The 18,389-nt window shown below is 37.7% G+C and carries 14 protein-coding genes; 3 read left to right on the forward strand and 11 right to left on the reverse strand.

Features of this window, described 5'->3' with window-relative positions:
* Positions 1-160: transposase (locus HT687_RS07505; protein WP_172924137.1), on the forward strand; the 160-nt coding region annotated here is incomplete at its 5' end.
* Positions 161-250: 90 nt separating this feature from the next.
* On the opposite strand, the gene pyk is transcribed toward HT687_RS07505, so the two are convergent.
* The 3 genes from pyk to HT687_RS07520 all read right to left on the reverse strand — a co-directional run bounded on the left by pyk (position 251) and on the right by HT687_RS07520 (position 6,006).
* Positions 251-1,756 carry a pyruvate kinase gene (gene pyk / locus HT687_RS07510; RefSeq protein ID WP_001042822.1) on the reverse strand — a complete coding sequence of 502 codons (1,506 nt, stop codon included), beginning with the start codon at positions 1,754-1,756 and terminating at the stop codon, positions 251-253.
* A gap of 58 nt (positions 1,757-1,814) precedes the next feature.
* Positions 1,815-2,822, reverse strand: coding sequence for a 6-phosphofructokinase (gene pfkA, locus HT687_RS07515; protein WP_000820864.1), 1,008 nt, complete (start codon positions 2,820-2,822; stop codon positions 1,815-1,817).
* An 82-nt stretch (positions 2,823-2,904) separates the two neighbouring features.
* Entirely contained in the window at positions 2,905-6,006 is a 3,102-nt protein-coding gene (locus HT687_RS07520) for a DNA polymerase III subunit alpha (protein ID WP_031233564.1), read from the reverse strand.
* A gap of 349 nt (positions 6,007-6,355) precedes the next feature.
* Here HT687_RS07520 and HT687_RS07525 point away from each other — a divergent pair, with 349 nt between their 5' ends.
* Together HT687_RS07525 and HT687_RS07530 are read left to right on the forward strand one after the other, a co-directional pair.
* Positions 6,356-8,629 carry a Xaa-Pro dipeptidyl-peptidase gene (locus tag HT687_RS07525; RefSeq protein WP_023936141.1) on the forward strand — a complete coding sequence of 758 codons (2,274 nt, stop codon included), beginning with the start codon at positions 6,356-6,358 and terminating at the stop codon, positions 8,627-8,629.
* A gap of 16 nt (positions 8,630-8,645) precedes the next feature.
* Positions 8,646-9,116, forward strand: coding sequence for an arginine repressor (locus HT687_RS07530; RefSeq protein WP_023934390.1), 471 nt, complete (start codon positions 8,646-8,648; stop codon positions 9,114-9,116).
* Positions 9,117-9,648: 532 nt separating this feature from the next.
* Here HT687_RS07530 and HT687_RS07535 read toward each other — a convergent pair.
* The 8 genes from HT687_RS07535 to HT687_RS07570 form a co-directional block, all read right to left on the reverse strand.
* Positions 9,649-12,999, reverse strand: coding sequence for a DEAD/DEAH box helicase family protein (locus HT687_RS07535; RefSeq protein ID WP_023936144.1), 3,351 nt, complete (start codon positions 12,997-12,999; stop codon positions 9,649-9,651).
* Between the two features lie 29 nt (positions 13,000-13,028).
* Positions 13,029-13,688 carry a restriction endonuclease subunit S gene (locus tag HT687_RS07540; protein ID WP_341774902.1) on the reverse strand — a complete coding sequence of 220 codons (660 nt, stop codon included), beginning with the start codon at positions 13,686-13,688 and terminating at the stop codon, positions 13,029-13,031.
* Positions 13,633-14,598 carry a site-specific tyrosine recombinase/integron integrase gene (gene xerA / locus HT687_RS07545; RefSeq protein WP_000444460.1) on the reverse strand — a complete coding sequence of 322 codons (966 nt, stop codon included), beginning with the start codon at positions 14,596-14,598 and terminating at the stop codon, positions 13,633-13,635. The genes HT687_RS07540 and xerA overlap by 56 nt, the downstream gene beginning before the upstream one ends.
* 117 nt (positions 14,599-14,715) lie before the next feature.
* Positions 14,716-15,129: a type II toxin-antitoxin system death-on-curing family toxin gene (locus HT687_RS07550; RefSeq protein WP_000158360.1), complete on the reverse strand. Its 414-nt coding sequence runs from the start codon at positions 15,127-15,129 to the stop codon at positions 14,716-14,718.
* Positions 15,126-15,362 (reverse strand): AbrB family transcriptional regulator, encoded by a 237-nt coding sequence (locus HT687_RS07555; protein ID WP_000260603.1) that lies wholly within the window; start codon positions 15,360-15,362, stop codon positions 15,126-15,128. Before HT687_RS07555 ends, HT687_RS07550 begins: the two co-directional genes overlap by 4 nt.
* 59 nt (positions 15,363-15,421) lie before the next feature.
* On the reverse strand, positions 15,422-16,543 hold the full coding sequence (locus HT687_RS07560; RefSeq protein ID WP_166727406.1) for a restriction endonuclease subunit S: 1,122 nt from the start codon (positions 16,541-16,543) through the stop codon (positions 15,422-15,424).
* 12 nt (positions 16,544-16,555) lie between these two features.
* Positions 16,556-18,049 carry a class I SAM-dependent DNA methyltransferase gene (locus tag HT687_RS07565; protein WP_138707236.1) on the reverse strand — a complete coding sequence of 498 codons (1,494 nt, stop codon included), beginning with the start codon at positions 18,047-18,049 and terminating at the stop codon, positions 16,556-16,558.
* Positions 18,050-18,171: 122 nt separating this feature from the next.
* Positions 18,172-18,389: hypothetical protein (locus tag HT687_RS07570; protein ID WP_172924138.1), on the reverse strand; the 218-nt coding region annotated here is incomplete at its 5' end.

Genomic DNA, 18,389 nt, shown 5'->3' on the forward strand with positions numbered 1-18,389 from the left:
ACACTATTCTAACGCCAAACTGGAAGCGACCAATAATCTCATCAAACTTATCAAGCGCAATGCCTTTGGTTTTCGAAACTTTGAAAACTTCAAAAAACGGATTTTTATCGTTCTGAATATCAAAAAAGAAAGGACAAAATTTGTCCTTTCTCGAGCTTAGCTGACTTCAACCCACTACAGTTGACAAAGAGCCCAAAAAAGCCTATCACACAAGCTCTAAAGCTGGATATGATAGGTTTTTATATTTTTCTTAACGTACTGTGCGGATACGCATTGTATTTGTACGAACAGCTTCTCCTACTGGTACACCAGCAACGATAACGATATCATCGCCTGACTCAACGAGACCTGCTTCTACCGCTTTACGTTCAGCGATTTCGAACATATCGTCAGTTGAAGATGGAGCATCTGTCAACATTGGGATAACACCCCAGTTCAACATCAATCCACGTTCTGTCAATTCATCAAATGTCAATGCTAAGATGTCAGCATTTGGACGGTATTTAGAAATCAAACGTGCAGTATGACCTGTCTTAGTAAGAGTTACAACCAATTTGATATCCATTGAGTTAGTAGCATCTTTAACAGCTGAAGCCATTACTTCTGTCTTAGAGTTACGTTCAAATGAATCTGAATCCAAACGTCCGTATTCATTAAGAAGAGTTTGAGCGTTCTTGTCTATTGTAGCCATTGTAGTTACTGACTCGAGTGGGTATTTACCGTTTGCAGACTCGCCTGACAGCATTGTAGCGTCAGTTCCGTCGATAACAGCGTTGAATACGTCTGATACTTCTGAACGAGTTGCACGTGGTTTTTCAGTCATTGTTTCAAGCATGTTTGTTGCAGTGATAACAACTTTACCTGCAGCATTGACTTTCTTGATAATCATTTTTTGGTAAACTGGAACCATTTCGAATGGTACTTCGATACCCATATCACCACGAGCGATCATGATACCATCAGCTGCTTCGATGATTTCATCCAAGTTATCGATACCTTGTTGATTTTCGATTTTAGCGAACAATTGAACATGCCCGTTTCCAGTTTCTTCACAGATTGCACGAACTTCGTTCACGTCTTTTGCAGTACGTACGAATGAAATCGCAATAAAGTTGATACCTTGTTCAAGACCAAAGCGGATATCGTCGTTATCACGTTCAGCAAGGGCTGGGAAAGGAATTTTAGTGTTAGGAATATTCACACCTTTTTGTTTAGCGATGATACCATCGTTTTCAACTTCCACTTCAAATTCACGAGTTGCGTCATCTTTAGCAACCACACGAAGACCAAGTTTACCGTCGTCAACCAACACTTGACGACCAACTTCAACATCATCATAGATATCCAGAGCACCAGCAACGTTCAATGCAATCACTTCACGAGTTGATTTGATTCCTTGTTTAGTTGCAACACGGATTTTCTCACCAGTTTTGTATGAATACTCTTTAGCTTCACCTTCGAACAATTCTGTACGGATTTCTGGTCCTTTTGTATCAAGAAGGAAACCAACTTTTTTACCTGCAAGTTTTTCAGCAAGTTTAACAGTTGCCATACGCTCACCTTGTTCTTGGTGGTCACCGTGTGAGAAGTTGAAACGGAATGTGTTAGCACCAGCTTCAATCAATTGAGCAATGTTTTTAGCTGAAGCTTCAACATCAAGTTTTTCACCCCAGTATCCGTCCTCACCGAATTTTTTACCACCACGGATTTCTACCGCAGGACCCAAAGTTGCAACGATTTTTACACGTTTGTTCATGATTTTTGTGACTCCTTTATAGATATGACCTTTTTGGTCTTATTAACTAAATTGTAAATTATGACAAGCTCTTATTCAAGCTAGATAGCTCAATATCGGCTTTGTGTGGGTTGTTAACTACAATCTTACCTTCTGCAGTAAGGCTAAACAATGCTCCTTCTTCTGCCGTTCCAAGAATTGGGTTTTCAACCATTTTCTCGTTACGGATACCAACCGCAACACCACCAATACCTTCTTTAAGAAGTTTAACAGCATGGGCACCCATACGTGACGCCAATACACGGTCACGCGCAGTTGGAGAACCACCACGTTGAATATGTCCAAGTTCTGTCACACGAAGGTCGCTTGTATCTCCAGCTTCTTTAAGTTTTTGACCAAATTCAGCTGCTGACATCACACCTTCAGCTAAGACGATGATATTGTGTTTTTTACCACACTCATAACCACATTTAATGCTTTCTACGATGTCTTCAATCTTGAATCCTTCCTCAGGAATGATGATTTCATCTGCACCAGTTGCAATACCAGCCCAAAGAGCGATATCACCAGCGTTACGTCCCATAACTTCAATAACAAAAGTACGACGGTGACTTGATGATGTATCACGAATCTTATCAATAGCATCCATAGCAGTTGTAACCGCTGTGTCAAAACCGATTGTAAAGTCAGTACCAACGATATCGTTATCGATTGTACCTGGAAGACCGATAGCAGGGAAACCATGCTCAGTCAAACGCATAGCGCCGTGGTAAGAACCGTCTCCACCGATAACAACTACACCTTCAATGCCGTGTTTTTTCAATTGCTCAATCCCTTTTAGTTGCCCTTCAAGTTGAGCGAACTCTGGGTAACGAGCTGAGTGAAGGAAAGTACCACCACGAGAAATGATGTCTCCTACTGAAGCTGCATCTAGGGGATGAATTTCACCGGCAACCATACCAGCATATCCGTCATAGATACCAAACACTTCCATTCCTTCTGAAATTGCTTGACGAACAACTGCACGGATAGCAGCGTTCATACCAGGGGCGTCTCCACCACTAGTCAAAACAGCAATACGTTTCATATTGGTTTATGCTCCTTTTTCTTTTAACAGTCTTCTTGATTATACCACATTTGATTTTAAAATTCTTCTATTTTCCGTATTTTTAGCGATAAATCGTTTTCATAACGATTTCATTCAATTTCTCCTCTAATTCATCAGATTTAACTACAAAATAATGGGGAGAAACGATGGTTTTCTGTTCCTCCTCATACCGGATGATGACTGGGATTGAGCCTTTAAATTGTTCTAAAATACGTGAAATTTCTTGATCCGATTCATGATTTTTCACCTGTATCCAAAAGCGTTCAGCAACTGCTTCTCTTATTTCTTGTGCAATCATTTGCAGACGGCCATCACGTGATTGTATTTTTCCTTTTATATAGTAGAAGGCTCCCTCTTTTATTTCCTGTCCAACCTGACGATATAAGTCTGAAAAGAGAGTGACGTCCAATTTTTTCTTACTATCATCTACCTGTAAGAAGGCCATATTTTCACCCTTTTTGGTACGAATCACTTTTATTTTCTGAACTTCAACCAAAATAATAGCATAGCTATTTTCTGACAAATTTCCGATTGGGGTAATTGGGTAAATAGCTTTACTTGCGATAGTTTGTAGTGGATGTTTGCTGACACCTATCCCTAAAAGCTCTTGTTCCATATAGAATTTTTCTTGTTCCGTCCAATCCTCCGATTCCTGCCAACTATAAATAGTATCTCCAAATAAACTTCCCAACTCTTTCACAAATTCAAATAGATTGGCTAAGTTATTAAATACTTTTTGACGATTTTTTTCAAATAAATCAAAAAGACCAACTTTTACCAAAGGTTCTAGCAGAGGTAGTTTCAGATAATTCTCAGGTAATTTAGCTATAAAATCTTCAATGTTAGAATAGGGTCTATTTTCAATAATCCAGAGAGCTAAATCATTACTGACTCCCTTAATCGATTTCAATCCTAGATAGATGGACTTGTTGGCAATTTTATCGTGATAGGGAATGGTGTTGATGGACAGAGGAGCCACTTCAAAGCCTGCTTCAAGTGCATCTATTAAGTAATCACTGTTGGCAGAATTCAACATGACCTGATAAAAAATGGCTGGATAATGCGTTTTGAAATAAGCCAACTGGAAGGCCAAAGCTGAGTAAGCATAGGCATGTGACCTGTTAAAACCATAACCTGCAAACTTCTCCATGACATCAAAGACCTGCTCTGCTTTTTCCACAGTATGACCAGCTTCTAAGGAGCCTTGAATAAAGGAAGCTCTCATCTCATGCATGGCAGAAGCATCCTTTTTCCCCATAGCTCGACGCAAAATATCGGCCTTCCCAAGACTAAATCCAGCAAACCGCTGAGCTACCTGCATAACCTGCTCCTGATAGAGCATGATACCATAGGTTGGAGCCAAAATATCCTCCAGTACTGGATCCAGAACAGTCACTTCTTCCTGCCCATGTTTTCTTGCCACAAAATTATTGATATAATCACTAGCACCTGGTCTATTTAGAGAAGTAGTCGCTACGACATCTTCAAAACAGACTGGTTGCACACGCTTAAGCAGACGAATGGCACCAGGTTGTTCAAATTGAAAGATACCTTTTGTATTGCCAGAAGCAAATAAAGCTAACGTTTCTTTGTCTTCCAAATCAATCTCGTTGATAACTATCTTAACACCTTCTGTTTCTGCAAGTAATTCTTGCATCTTCTGGACAAAGGTCAAATTTCGTAGTCCCAGAAAATCCATCTTCAAAAGACCGCTAGCCTCAACTCCATGAGCATCATACTGAGTCAGTGGAATTTCATCACCATGCTTTAGAGGAATGTAATTGGTCAAATCTTGGTCGCTAATCACAACACCAGCTGCATGGACAGAGGTTTGTCTTGGATAGCCCTCAATCTTGCAGGCAATTTCAAAGGCTTTTTGGTATTCTAACTTACTATTAATTTGCTGACGAAACTGGAGATTGCCCTCATAGGCTGACTTGAGATTATCACGGAAACTGATTTTCTTGGTAATTGCGGATAATTCATACTCTGGAACACCAAAGCGTTTCAAGACATCACGCAGAGCTTGCTTGGCACCAAAGGTAGAAAAAGTAACGATTTGTGCCGCATGTTTACTGCCATATTTATTACCAACATATCTGATAAAATCTGGACGATAAATATCTGGGATATCAATATCAATATCAGGCATGGTATAGCGTTCACGATTGAGAAAGCGTTCAAAAATCAGATTTTTCTCTACTGGGTCAATCCCTGTAATATCTAAGGCATAAGAAACCAAGCTACCAACTGCAGAACCCCTTCCCATTCCCATATAGTAGCCATTCAGTCGTCCAAAACGCAACAAATCCCAAACAACCAAGAAATAATCATCAAATCCCATATCATGAATAACAGCCAATTCTTGGTCTAGACGGTCTTGATATTCTTTACTAGTCAATCCCTTCTGAGCAAGCCCAAGCTCAGCGCGTTCTCTCAACTCTTCTACTGCTGGTCTAGCTGGGTTAAAACGAGGCAGTTTCAGACTCGTATCCAAGTCGTAAGAAATGCCTGAAATCAGCTTTTCTAAATTGTCTAAGGCTTGCGGAAATCGTTCTAGGAATAATTTCTCTAAAGAACTTGCTGATATAAGGACATCTTGTCGTGAGCGCAAGGGAACTTCTCTAAGCGGTAGGTTTTCTTTAATCGCTGTTAAAACTTGAAGAACTTCTCTATCCCTGCTTTCAAAAGCATTGACCCGATAGAGGGGCAAGATTGGATGATAAAATTCGCTTGCTGGTGTTTCCGGATAAACCCCTATATAGTAATCACAGCCTAGTTCTAACGACTCCAGTCCATCAAAATAAGGCACAATTACCGCAATATCATTTAAGTACTGAGATAAAACCGACCAATTTTTCTCCCCCTGCATCTTGGCTGTCGAAAGCTTCATCAACTGCTGATAGCCCACACTAGATAAAGCTAAAAAGCGCAGATTCACTTCCTGAGCATCCACAAACACAGTCATTTCAAGCCCTAATAAAGGATGAATGCCATATTTTTTTGTAACCTCTAGAAAGTCAAAAGCACCATAAAGATTGTCAATATCCATTATAGCCAGATGAGTGTAGCCGAATTCTTTAGCTGCTCTCACATACTTTTCAATCGAAATGACGCTTTCCATAAAACTATAGACTGTTTTTGTATCTAGTTGTGCGATCAATTTACACTTCTCCTCTATCCTTCTCACTATATTATACCATTTTCACCTATAAAAGGCTTCTCTTGAGAAAAATTTCATCAGCTTACTAATTTACTTTCTATTCATTTGTATTTTTGTCATCGTTTTTATATTTATACTATATTATATATATAAAAAAATAGAAAACATACAATATAAATCTCCTAGAATTTTTATATTATATCCATTATATCTATTATTACACTGTTCTCTATATTGAATTTAGCACTTTATTCATTTTTATTAGATTATTTCCTTTTACAGTTAACAATTCCCTTTCTGCTTTTTTTTTGATATAATAACCTTAACTATCATTCTATATGGAGGTTCTATGCGTTTTAATCAATATAGTTATATCACTTTCCCAAAAGAAAATATCTTATCTGAACTAAAAAAATATGGCTTTGATTTACAAAATACAGCCAATCACAAAGACTCACTTGAAACCTTTTTACGTCGTTTCTTTTTCACTTATCAAGACACCAACTACCCACTTTCCATCCTAGCAGCTGATAAAAAAACAGACCTGCTGACATTTTTTCAATCAGAAGATGAACTGACAGCAGATATTTTTTATACTGTTGCTTTTCAACTTTTAGGCTTTTCTTATTTGGTTGACTTCGAAGACAGTGACGTTTTTCGTAAAGAAACTGGATTTCCTATTGTATACGGTGACTTGCTTGAAAATCTCTATCAGTTACTCAATACTCGCACCAAAAAAGGAAATACTCTTATCGACCAACTTGTTAGTGATGGTCTTATTCCGGAGGATAATGACTACCACTACTTTAACGGCAAGAGTTTGGCTACTTTTTCTAACCAGGATGTCATTCGTGAAGTCGTTTACGTGGAGTCTCGTGTCGATACTGACCAAAAAGGGCTATCAGACCTAGTAAAGGTTAGCATTATTCGCCCTCGTTTTGATGGAAAAATCCCTGCCATCATGACAGCCAGCCCTTATCATCAGGGAACCAATGACAAGGCTAGTGACAAGGCTCTCTACAAGATGGAGGGCGAGCTTGAGGTTAAGCTTCCTCACAAGATTGAGCTAGAGAAACCTCAACTAAATCTCGTCCAACCCCAAGGTAAAGCTGAGCTTATAGCAGAGGCTGAGGAAAAGCTAACTCACATCAACTCTAGCTATACACTAAACGACTACTTCCTTCCGAGAGGCTTTGCCAATCTCTATGTCTCAGGTGTTGGTACCAAAGACTCGACAGGTTTCATGACTAATGGAGACTACCAGCAAATCGAGGCTTATAAAAATGTCATCGATTGGCTTAACGGCCGTTGCCGTGCCTTTACTGATCACACGCGCCAGCGTCAAGTCAAGGCTGATTGGTCAAACGGAAAAGTTGCTACAACGGGACTTTCCTATCTAGGTACCATGTCCAATGGTCTTGCGACTACAGGAGTCGATGGTTTAGAAGTTATCATTGCCGAGGCAGGAATTTCATCATGGTACAACTACTACCGTGAAAACGGTCTGGTGACTAGCCCAGGTGGTTATCCAGGTGAGGACTTTGACTCCCTTGCTGAGTTAACCTATTCTCGTAATCTCTTAGCTGGCGACTATATCCGTGGCAATGAAGCTCACCAAGCTGACTTAGAAAAAGTGAAAGCTCAGCTAGACCGAAAAACTGGGGACTACAATCAGTTTTGGCATGACCGCAATTATCTGCTCAATGCCCATAAAGTAAAGGCAGAGGTTGTCTTTACTCATGGTTCTCAGGATTGGAATGTCAAACCACTTCATGTTTACCAGATGTTCCATGCTCTTCCTACTCATATACACAAGCATCTCTTTTTCCATAATGGTGCCCATGTTTACATGAACAATTGGCAATCAATTGACTTCCGTGAGTCCATAAATGCCTTATTAACCAAGAAATTACTAGGACAGGAAACAGACTTTCAACTTCCTACTGTTATCTGGCAGGACAATACAGCTCCACAGACTTGGTTATCACTTGATAACTTCGGTGGGCAAGAAAACTGTGAAACCTTCTCACTTGGTCAAGAAGAGCAAGCTATTCAAAACCAGTACTCAGATAAGGATTTTGAGCGCTATGGTAAGACCTACCAAACCTTCAATACAGAACTCTATCAAGGGAAAGCTAATCAGATTACTATTGACCTTCCTGTGACCAAGGACATTCATTTAAACGGTCGCGCTCAGCTCAATCTTCATATCAAATCCAGCACAAACAAGGGGCTTTTATCTGCTCAATTACTGGAACTTGGTCAAAAGAAATACTTACAGCCTTATCCAGCTGTTTTAAGTGCTAGAACCATTGACAACGGTCGCTATCATATGCTGGAAAATCTCTGTGAACTGCCATTTAGACCAGATGCACAACGAGTCGTGACAAAAGGTTACCTTAATTTACAAAATAGAAATGATTTACTGTTAGTAGAGGATATTACTGCAGATGAATGGATGGATGTGCAATTTGAACTGCAACCAACTATTTACAATCTAAAAGAAGGAGATACTCTTCGTTTAGTCCTCTATACGACTGACTTTGAAATCACCATCCGTGACAATACCGACTACTACTTGACTGTCGACCTCGCTCAGTCCACGCTTACCATACCTTGCTAAAAGGAGTTACATTATTATGAATAAATCAGAACACCGCCACCAACTCATACGCGCTCTTGTCGCAAAAAACAAGATTCATACACAGGCTGAATTGCAGTCCCTTCTTGCTGAGAACGACATTCAAGTGACCCAGGCAACCCTCTCACGCGACATCAAAAATATGAACCTATCAAAAGTCCGCGAAGAAGATAGCGCTTATTATGTTCTTAACAATGGTTCCATCTCAAAATGGGAAAAACGTCTCGAACTCTACATGGAAGACGCCCTTGTCTTGATGCGCCCAGTTCAACACCAAGTCCTACTAAAAACCCTTCCTGGACTGGCTCAATCCTTTGGTTCTATCATTGATGCTTTGAGCTTCCCTGACGCTATCGCTACCCTTTGTGGTGATGATGTCTGTCTTATCATCTGTGAAGATGCAGATGCTGCTCAAAAGTGCTTTGAAGAACTGAAAAAATTCGCCCCACCATTTTTCTTTGAAGAATAATAAATGACTACAACTAACAATTATGCTTCAAAAAACCTGGTAGAAAGTCTTTAACATCAGAAAACGCATAATATCAAGTGTTTAAAACCCTTGATATTATGCGTTTTGCTTTATCCTAGGAAGATTTATACTCTTCAAAAATCTCTTCAATCCGCATTAACATCGCCTTGCCGTAGGTATGGTTACTGACTTCGTCAGTTTCATCTACAACCTCAAAACAGTGTTTTGAGCAGCCTGCGGCTAGTTTGCTCTTTGATTTTCACTGAGTATTCCTTCATTTTCTCCTGCAATTGAATTCTTGCTCGGCTTTTTGTTTTCTATTTCTTTAAAATCAAAGTAGCTCTTTTATAATAACTCGATCAACAAACATCGTGGTACAAGTATCTACTTTGAAATTTATCAGCCACTTAACAACTGATACTGTATTCTAGGAAAACGATGACATTCTTCCTAATAAAACTTCTCATATATGACATAAATTTCTACTCTTTTTAATTTTAAATGAGTCTCAGTATGGCAATCACTTTAGAATTTAAGCCGCTTCTCCAGCTCGATTATTGATGAGCTCAATGGTTTGAACAATATTACGAAGTACTGGTAGTTGGTGTTGAAAGAGTAGTTGAACAGATCCATGAGATTTAAATGGCTCTTGCGTTAACACTTTCATCTCTAAGCAACCATTTTCTACAATGTAGTCTACAATCAATTTTACAAATGAAATCTGCCTGGCATTAAGGTTCTCATCCGACAAAAATTTAGAAAAAATACGATTGGCAGACTCTCTATCTAAGCCAATAATCTCACGAACCAATCTCGGAATTGCCTTATTTTCATAATGATGTTGGTAGTCTGCTTTACTACCTAATTTTTCCCAGAGCAATTTTTCAAGTGCAAGCATATCATCAGATGTCAACTTTTTATTATGGTATAGCTTAGAAATAGACTCTTCATCCAGATGAGTTTTCAAATAATGCTCAACTTTTTCATTGTAAGACCGAAGATCGTTGACCTGCAAAAATGCTGTGGTCTCGTGAACAGTGGAGAGTATACGATCTTCAAAGTTAACATAGTAGGGTTTACGGTCTGTTTTATCCAAAAACTGTAATAAATCTCGAATAGCAAGACGAATTTTTTCCAAATCAGACAAGCTAACTTCTTTCCAAAATTCAGGCTCCTGTACTTTCCTGATAATTTCAGCCTGCTCAAAAACCTGCGGGATATTGCCAATAGCAGAAAGAGCTCTAGCCGTCTTCATCACTTGGGAAATATGAACAGTAGAAGATTTAGCTGTCAGTTGCCCTAACTGAATATGAAGTAAGCACAAATCAAATCTCCTCGCCATCTCATCTTCTTTATCTTCATCAAATAAAAGCGGAGAGAGATTTTTTTGAATGGTTTCACTTGTAACAGCAGTTAGATTCTGCCAACTTTCTAATTTCCTATAGCTATAAACTGTATCTAAAACCATACGAACCCTGAAGTCCAACTCATTTAAGCTCTCTATACGACCTTGAAGTTCTGAAACAAGCTCCTGACGGTATGCTCTCGCAAACTGATCTTCTTGGTATTGGAGTCCCTGAAGTTCTCGAATCAAGTCCACTTTGATATTAAATAAACGCTGAGTCAAAGAAACAATGTGACGACCCTCTCCATCTCTTGGATCTGCACGAAAATAATCAAAATTGTCCCCATAATCAAATACCAAGAAGTTTTCCTTATCCTGCTCAGGTCCAAATAAATCTTTACATAGACGGGTTCCTCGACCAATCATCTGCCAAAACTTAGTTTTAGAACGTACTTTCTTGAAGAAGACTAAATTAACAACCTCTGGTACATCAATACCTGTATCTAACATATCGACAGAAATCGCAATTTGAGGATACTTCTCCTTAATTTTAAAATCATCAATCAAGGTCTGATAATGCTTAATACTATAATCAATCACCTGAGCATAGTCGCTCCCTTTTTCAGGATAGCGGTTGTTAAAAATACCTCTGATATATTCCGCATGATCATGATTTTTAGCAAAAATAATAGTTTTACCAATTTCATCACCCGAGGCTGTCTGAATTCCTCTTGTCATGAGTTCATTTAAAACAATTTCTACTGTACTTTTATTGAAAATAAAAGAATTAAACACACTCCCATCAATATCTTTTTCACAGCTATCGTCTTCAAATTTGCTATCAAAATGTTCCTTTTCTTCTTCGGACAAATCATCATAATGTAGACCATCCGTAGGTAGTTTCAGTTTGGTTTCGATAGAATGATAGGCTACTAAATATCCGTCTTTAACAGCTTCTTCCAAATCATATGCATATGTTGGAACCCCATTCTCCAAATTAAAGAATCCATAGGTGTTTTTATCTAAATCTTGACGCGGAGTAGCGGTTAAGCCTACAATCCTTGCATCAAAATAATCAAAAATGGACTTGTATTTCTGATAAATAGAACGGTGAGATTCGTCAATTATGATAAGGTCAAAATGCCCAACAGTGAAAGGGCGTTGATTTACTTCTTCTTGACCACTAATCGCTCCAATCATAGTCGGATAAGTTGAAAAGACCATACGACTTGATTGAGCTCCTTCTTTATCTTCTAAGAAGTTACAAACGGAAAGATCTGGGAGTAATTTTCTAAACGAATCATAGGCTTGCTTAACCAAGGAAGTTCTATCGGCTAAGAAGAGAACGTTTTTTACCCAGTTATGACGTGATAAGGTATCAACTAGAGAAACTGCTGTACGAGTTTTCCCAGCCCCAGTTGCCATAACCAAAAGTGCCTGTCTACGATGATTAGAGAAAGCTTCACAAACGCTTGCAATCGCATGTTTTTGGTAGTGACGCCCGGAAATATCGTCTCTAATTTTACTAGAAATATCCTCAAGTGGTTTTTGAAGATGACGTCTATCCATCACTAATTGCAATTCTTCTTGAGAGTAAAAGCCTGCAATCTGGCGTCGGTTCGGACCATCAAGTATATAGTGCTTCAACCCATTTGTAATAAAGCAAATTGGCTGATAGCCGATATGTTTCTCCAGAGCTTCAGCATATTCTTTGACCTGTACTTCCCCTACTTCTGGATTGACAGAGGCTTTTTTAGCCTCTACAATCGCTAAAATTTTCCCATTTTTACCATAAAGTACATAGTCACAGTAACCAATTCCTGAACCGTGTTTGAGACCATCAACGGCTATCTCAACACGACAGTTTTCTTCAAATATCCATCCTGCTAAACGGAGATCGATATCAATAAAGAGCTTTCTTGTCTCTGCCTCAGATAATTGATCAATATGGAAAGGCACATCTTGCCGTTGCGCTGCAGTCTCACGTTTTTCAGTATAAGTCTCTTGAACTTCTACGGACTGAGCAGCCATCTGCTCATGAAAATCAGGCAGTTCTGGTAAACTGTCTTGTAACTTTATCATAGATTGTGGAGTTTCTCGATATTTGATGTTTGCTGAAAGTGGTAAGCACTTCTCATCAAAATAACGCTCCACAAATTCATTGCTGTAACAATAATCGATAAAATTAACAAACTGATACAAATGATGCAAAGCTAAAATCGCTTCTCGTTCCTTAATTTCACCACCATGAGCAGCATGGTTTCCCCACCGAATCAACAGAACTATCTGCTTGTGGAGTTCAGAATCTACGATATCCCTAAAATCATCATCCCATACTAAAGAAGATAGAGTAGCACGATAGGGAGCCTCTAAATATGAATCGTGACTATATATCCAATGGACAGCCTGCTCTAAAGCACGACGCGCCATAAAGGCAGTAGCCACAGTTGATGTAGCAATCATATTCTCAGCTTCAATGCAAGGTTTTGAAAAAGATTCATATTCGTCATTTTTTAAAAGAAAGCTAAAATTTCCCATTTTTTTCTCACTTTAAACAAATAGTTTAGCTATATTATACTAAATTTCAAGCTATTTCTCCACACTTTTATAGCTATCTCACAAGCAAATTGTGATTTGTCGACCTGGGCTACAAAGTCTGCGAACTCATTTTGGAGGGCTAGAGGGGGGAGGGGGATGGAAATATTTTGTAATTCTTTTGCATTTATATTAGCTTGATTAACAGCACCTTTCGCGATGTTCCTTAGAAACTTCTTTGTACTAGGAAAATTTAAAAATTCAGAGAGGTATCTAGGATTTAAAATATTATTCTTTGTTCTGATACGAATAATATAACCTGCAATAACCATATCATAATCTAATTCATAGATACATGTTTTCCCAACTAATTCCAGACTATTTGTACGATTAAATAGTACATCCCCTTTTCTTACAACATACTTTTCTAAGTCCTCCTCTGGAATATCTATATGTTTTAAATTCTGTATGTTTAACTGACCACCTTCAGTTATATTATTCATTCTTAAATATCCGTATTTACCGTTAAGAGTAGCCGGTAAACTCGTCCCATATCGGACTTCGTCAACTAATTCTCCTAGTCTCTTTAATGAAAAGTCACTTAATATAAACATCTCGTTAAATCGGGATTTGCTTTTAAGAGATGAATTTTTGGTGTGAATGCTTGACATTATTTTGATTGACCATGGCATAGGCCAGGGTTGTGTCAATCTTGCTATGACCTAGCAGTTTTTGGACTTGCTCGATAGGCATACCTTTATCAATTGCCTTAGTCGCTAAAGTTCTTCTGAACTTATGTGGGTGAACCTTTTGTATACCGAGTTTGTCTCCTAACTTTCTTAAGCGAATCTCTACACCAGCAATTCCAAGCCTCTGGACTTTTCCAACTAACGTTACAAAAAGAGCAGGGTGACTATCTTTTCTGTCGTTAAGATAGTTTCTTAAATGAATTTTCGTACGAGCGTCAAAATATACTGGTCTCTCCTTCTTTCCTTTACCAAAGACAACACACTCTCTGTTTTCAAAATCAATATCTGAACGATTCAACTGTACAAGCTCCCCTACACGCATACCTGTCGATGCTAGTAGGTCTATTATTGCCAAATCTCTCAAATTTTCACAGTTATCGCGCATAATTTCCAAATGTTCATCAGTATAAGTTTCCTTCACATTTTGCTCAGTCTTAATTTTCTTTATCCGTCGAATGGGATTTTTAATGATATATTCCTCTTGCTCAAGCCAAGCAAAAAAAGAAGACAATATACGCCTAATATTGTCTAAATTCGCCTTACTACAATCCTTTTCAGACTGGTAATTTGCTAAATAACTCCTTAAATCATCTGTTGTGAGTTGTGTCACAGACTCTTTAATAGCATTAAACAAGTTTTCAATCGTCCTCTGGTAATAACGAATTGTTTTTGAGCTACAGCCCTCTACCTGTTTGGCAGTGATAAAGAGTTGCAACAGGTTATTATTCGAATACTTCTGCTGCTTTTTTCCGTCTACTAGATGATGTTCTAAACTCTCTCTCAACACTAGTAATTGTTCATTATTTAAAAGAGGTAACATTTCTTGCATGATAATTGTAACTTTTGATTCCATAATTTCTCACTTTCTTATTCATCAATAAAAAGAGACAATATCAGTTTCTGCATTACAGAATTCTAATATTGTCTGTTCATTTATTTTCTTGTGCTCATTCAAATCCAGCATACTAGGTTACTTTTTGACCTTTTCTCTAACAGAATGTTCAGAAACCCATTTGGAGTAGCTTATCATTTTTTCATCTGTTAAGGATTCTACTGCGATAGTTACACACATATTTACCGCTTCTTCAACCGTTACAGAAAAACGATAGCCATTTAATTGTAAAAATTTGACCAAAACGAAGAAAGCAGTTCGTTTATTAGCATTGGCAAAAACATGCTTCTTTATCAATTGGACAAATAGTATCGTTGCTTTATCAAAAATTGTTGGATAAAGAGGCTTCCCAAAGACAAATTGTTCTGGTAAGTTCACAATCATATTTAAGGCAGAAGGACTAACTGTTTGAATTTTCTCATTTGGAGAATACCGTTGAATTGCTAAAGCATTTATTTTTTCAATTTGCTTTTCTGTTAGATAGATTGTCATTTTTCCACCAAAGCTTTGAAAACATCGTCGTATTCGTCAAATATTTTATCTAAATTTAAGTCAAAGGCATCATCAGATACATAAGAAACCTGCTGATCCAATTCTTCAGGAGTAAAGATAATCTCACCACTTGGTAACAATTTAGCTTCGTATTTTACACCACTTGGAATATTAAATTCACTTGGAATCGTAATGGTGATTGAATTTCCTTGTTTTCTTGTTTTTACTACCATCTGACTTCCTCCTTTGTTGTATTATAACAAATCATTACCGTAATTACAATGGCAGAATATCAGCCAAAATACTCCTGCATCAGAGATTTCTTCAAAGTTTCAAGCTCTTCCAGAGATTTTTGGATTGCCAATTGTGATTTGTCGACCTGGGCTACAAAGTCTGAGAACTCATTTTGGAGGGAAAGAGGGGGGAAAATCAGTTCAAAATTTTTAATCAGTTGACCGTTTAAATTAGGTTGATTTCCTCCTCGTCCAAGTTCTCGTAATTCGCTATACCTTAGCATTAATTGATGCCAAATAAAAACTGGATTGTCTATTTTATTTTGAAATATAGCCCCACATGCTTGGTTGCTAGTAGATTCAACTTTGAGGATTGCACTTCTTCCTCTTGTTTGTCCTTGACCATACATAGCAATTAATATTGTATCAACTGGAAAAAGTTTAAGAGATGTATTTTCTAAAGCAAATTTTGTGATTTTTTCCTCAGTTTCCGTAATTTCTCTATTTATTACCTCAGTTGTTTTTACCCAATTAATCGTTCCGCTATCCCAATATAATTTATTATCTCTTGATGGTGTACTTCCACTAGAAACTTCAAATTTTTCACCTATTTTATATTTGGGGAATAATGTAGTATAAAAATCCCCAAACATCTCGTTAAATCGGGATTTGACGAGCAAGTTTAGTTCATCTAACTGCAATTTTCTTTTAGTAATAAGCCTTTTAATCGTATTAAGAATACAGATAATGTTCTCTTGTTCTTCGATACCTAGCAATTCTAATTGTAAATCAAGTAATATATTCTTGTTTAAATGAGGAATTGTTGCACCTGTTGAATGATCTCGTAAATACTGCGATTTACTTTCCAAAAAGACTCCCAAGTAATCTGATATAATTTTTTCTTTGTATCGCTCATTCTTTTTTAAGACCGTAATTGTACTACCAACAGCTCCCGATAACCCATAGCCAACTGTTCCTGCATTAGCACCATCCCATGCTATCAGAATATCATCTGGAAGTGCTTCAGTCATATTTAAACTTTCAGTGAATTTTAAATTATTATTATTTCTTAAATCATCTATTTGAATATAACGTTGGCTTAGAGTTGTTTGTTCAGCAAGTACAGTGGCTTTCTTGCCTTTTTTTAGAGATAAGACTTCCCCCAACTTCACTTTTTTCATACAGCCACCTCCCTACTTGAGTAATTTTTCTAATTCAGCCAAGCCAGCTTGAATTTCTTTTTCTAAATCATTGATTTTCTTTAAGATGACCTCTGTTGGTTCATACTCAACTTTTTCATACTCAATCTCTTTATATTTATTGATAGACAAATCATAATCATTTTCCTTTATCTCATCAACTGGAACAAAGAAAGATTGATCCGTTCTCTGACGTTCCACTTCTTTTTCAAGATGATGAAAGCGTTCGATAATATCTGGAATATCATTGTCGCTAATCGGTTGTCGCTTATCATCCAAACTTAAACCATCCGCTTTCATATCGTAAAACCAGACCTTGTCAGTACCACCATTGCCAGTTTTTGTAAAGATGAGAATGGCAGTTGAAACTCCAGCATAAGGCTTGAAAACACCACTAGGCATTGAGATTACAGCATCAAGCTTATGATTCTCTACAATTTCCTGACGAATTCCTTTATGAGCTTTAGACGAACCAAAAAGGACACCATCAGGTACGATAACTGCTGCTCGTCCACCTGGTTTTAAAGTTCGCAAGAAAAGAGAAAGAAAGAGTAATTCTGTTTTTTTGGTTTTTACGGTTGCAAGAAGGTCATTAGAGGTTGAATTGTAGTCAAGTGAGCCCTTAAAAGGAGGATTTGCTAAAACCAAAGTATATTTATCGGCTTCTTCATTATCTTGAGACAGCGAGTCAAGGTAACTGATTTGTGGATTTTCTACTCCATGTAGCATCATGTTCATCGCCCCAAGTCTCAACATAGTCGTATCCGTATCATTTCCATGAAACATCTGATTATGAAAATGATTGATATTATCTGTATTGGTTTCCCATTCATCTTTCTTACGCTTTAAGTAACGGCTAGCAGATACTAAGAAGCCAGCAGAACCCATAGCGGGATCTGAGATAATATCTTTGATGGTCGGTTGCATCAACTCAACCATCATATCGATGATGTGACGAGGTGTACGGAACTGTCCATTTTTACCTGCGGTCGACAATTTTGATAACAGATATTCATAGATATCTCCGATATCAGTAATACTTTGTTTGTCATTATCAAAATCTACATCTAATCCCCTAGTTGGAAAAACATCTAAGATAGAAATTGCCTTTTGAAGCGTAGCAGGTTTATTTATTTGAAAAATAGCTTCTCGCATATATCGTGAAAAGGCTGTATCATCTGTATCCCCCTTGAGATTTTTAATAAACGGAAAAATCTCCTGAGTCATTAAACGATAAACTTCCTGAGCATCTCCTATATTTTTAAAAGTTGACCAACGGTATTCAGGTTTATCTTTTGGAAAAACTCCCTCATAAGGAATCCCTAGAAATTCAGCATCACTTTCACGTCCAAGCTCGACACTATCCAAATCTTTCATAAATAAGAGATAAGTCAACTGTTCAATATTTGTTAAAGGATTTGCGTTTCCTTCTGTCCAAAGAATTTCCCACAACTGATCGATTTTATTTTTTAATTCGCCTGTAATCATATCTTCCCTTTTCTTTAGTTTTTAAAACTTAGTAATATCATTATTTTATCAGATTTCAAACAAAGCTTCAATTAACTATATCTATGCGTCACCTGAATATTTTATACTCTTCGAAAATCTCTTCAAACCACGTCAGCTCCACCTTGCCGTAGGTATATGATACTGACTCTGTCAGTTCTATCCACAACCTCAAAACCATGTTTTGAGCTGACTCTGTCAGTTCTATCCACAACCTCAAAACCATGTTTTGAGCTGACTCTGTCAGTTCTATCCACAACCTCAAAACCATGTTTTGAGCTGACTTCGTCAGTTCTATCCACAACCTCAAAACAGTATTTTG

The organism is Streptococcus sp. 1449, assembly GCF_013276805.1.
GTDB classification, from domain to species: domain Bacteria; phylum Bacillota; class Bacilli; order Lactobacillales; family Streptococcaceae; genus Streptococcus; species Streptococcus pseudopneumoniae.

What these genes read in the sequence shown, in the direction of transcription:
- pyk (WP_001042822.1), bottom strand. Translation starts at nt 1,756, where the DNA reads ATGAACAAACGTGTAAAAATCGTTGCAACTTTGGGTCCTGCGGTAGAA.
- pfkA (WP_000820864.1), bottom strand. Translation starts at nt 2,822, where the DNA reads ATGAAACGTATTGCTGTTTTGACTAGTGGTGGAGACGCCCCTGGTATG.
- HT687_RS07525 (WP_023936141.1), top strand. Translation starts at nt 6,356, where the DNA reads ATGCGTTTTAATCAATATAGTTATATCACTTTCCCAAAAGAAAATATC.
- HT687_RS07530 (WP_023934390.1), top strand. Translation starts at nt 8,646, where the DNA reads ATGAATAAATCAGAACACCGCCACCAACTCATACGCGCTCTTGTCGCA.
- HT687_RS07535 (WP_023936144.1), bottom strand. Translation starts at nt 12,999, where the DNA reads ATGGGAAATTTTAGCTTTCTTTTAAAAAATGACGAATATGAATCTTTT.
- HT687_RS07540 (WP_341774902.1), bottom strand. Translation starts at nt 13,688, where the DNA reads ATGCCATGGTCAATCAAAATAATGTCAAGCATTCACACCAAAAATTCA.
- xerA (WP_000444460.1), bottom strand. Translation starts at nt 14,598, where the DNA reads ATGGAATCAAAAGTTACAATTATCATGCAAGAAATGTTACCTCTTTTA.
- HT687_RS07550 (WP_000158360.1), bottom strand. Translation starts at nt 15,129, where the DNA reads ATGACAATCTATCTAACAGAAAAGCAAATTGAAAAAATAAATGCTTTA.
- HT687_RS07555 (WP_000260603.1), bottom strand. Translation starts at nt 15,362, where the DNA reads ATGGTAGTAAAAACAAGAAAACAAGGAAATTCAATCACCATTACGATT.
- HT687_RS07560 (WP_166727406.1), bottom strand. Translation starts at nt 16,543, where the DNA reads ATGAAAAAAGTGAAGTTGGGGGAAGTCTTATCTCTAAAAAAAGGCAAG.
- HT687_RS07565 (WP_138707236.1), bottom strand. Translation starts at nt 18,049, where the DNA reads ATGATTACAGGCGAATTAAAAAATAAAATCGATCAGTTGTGGGAAATT.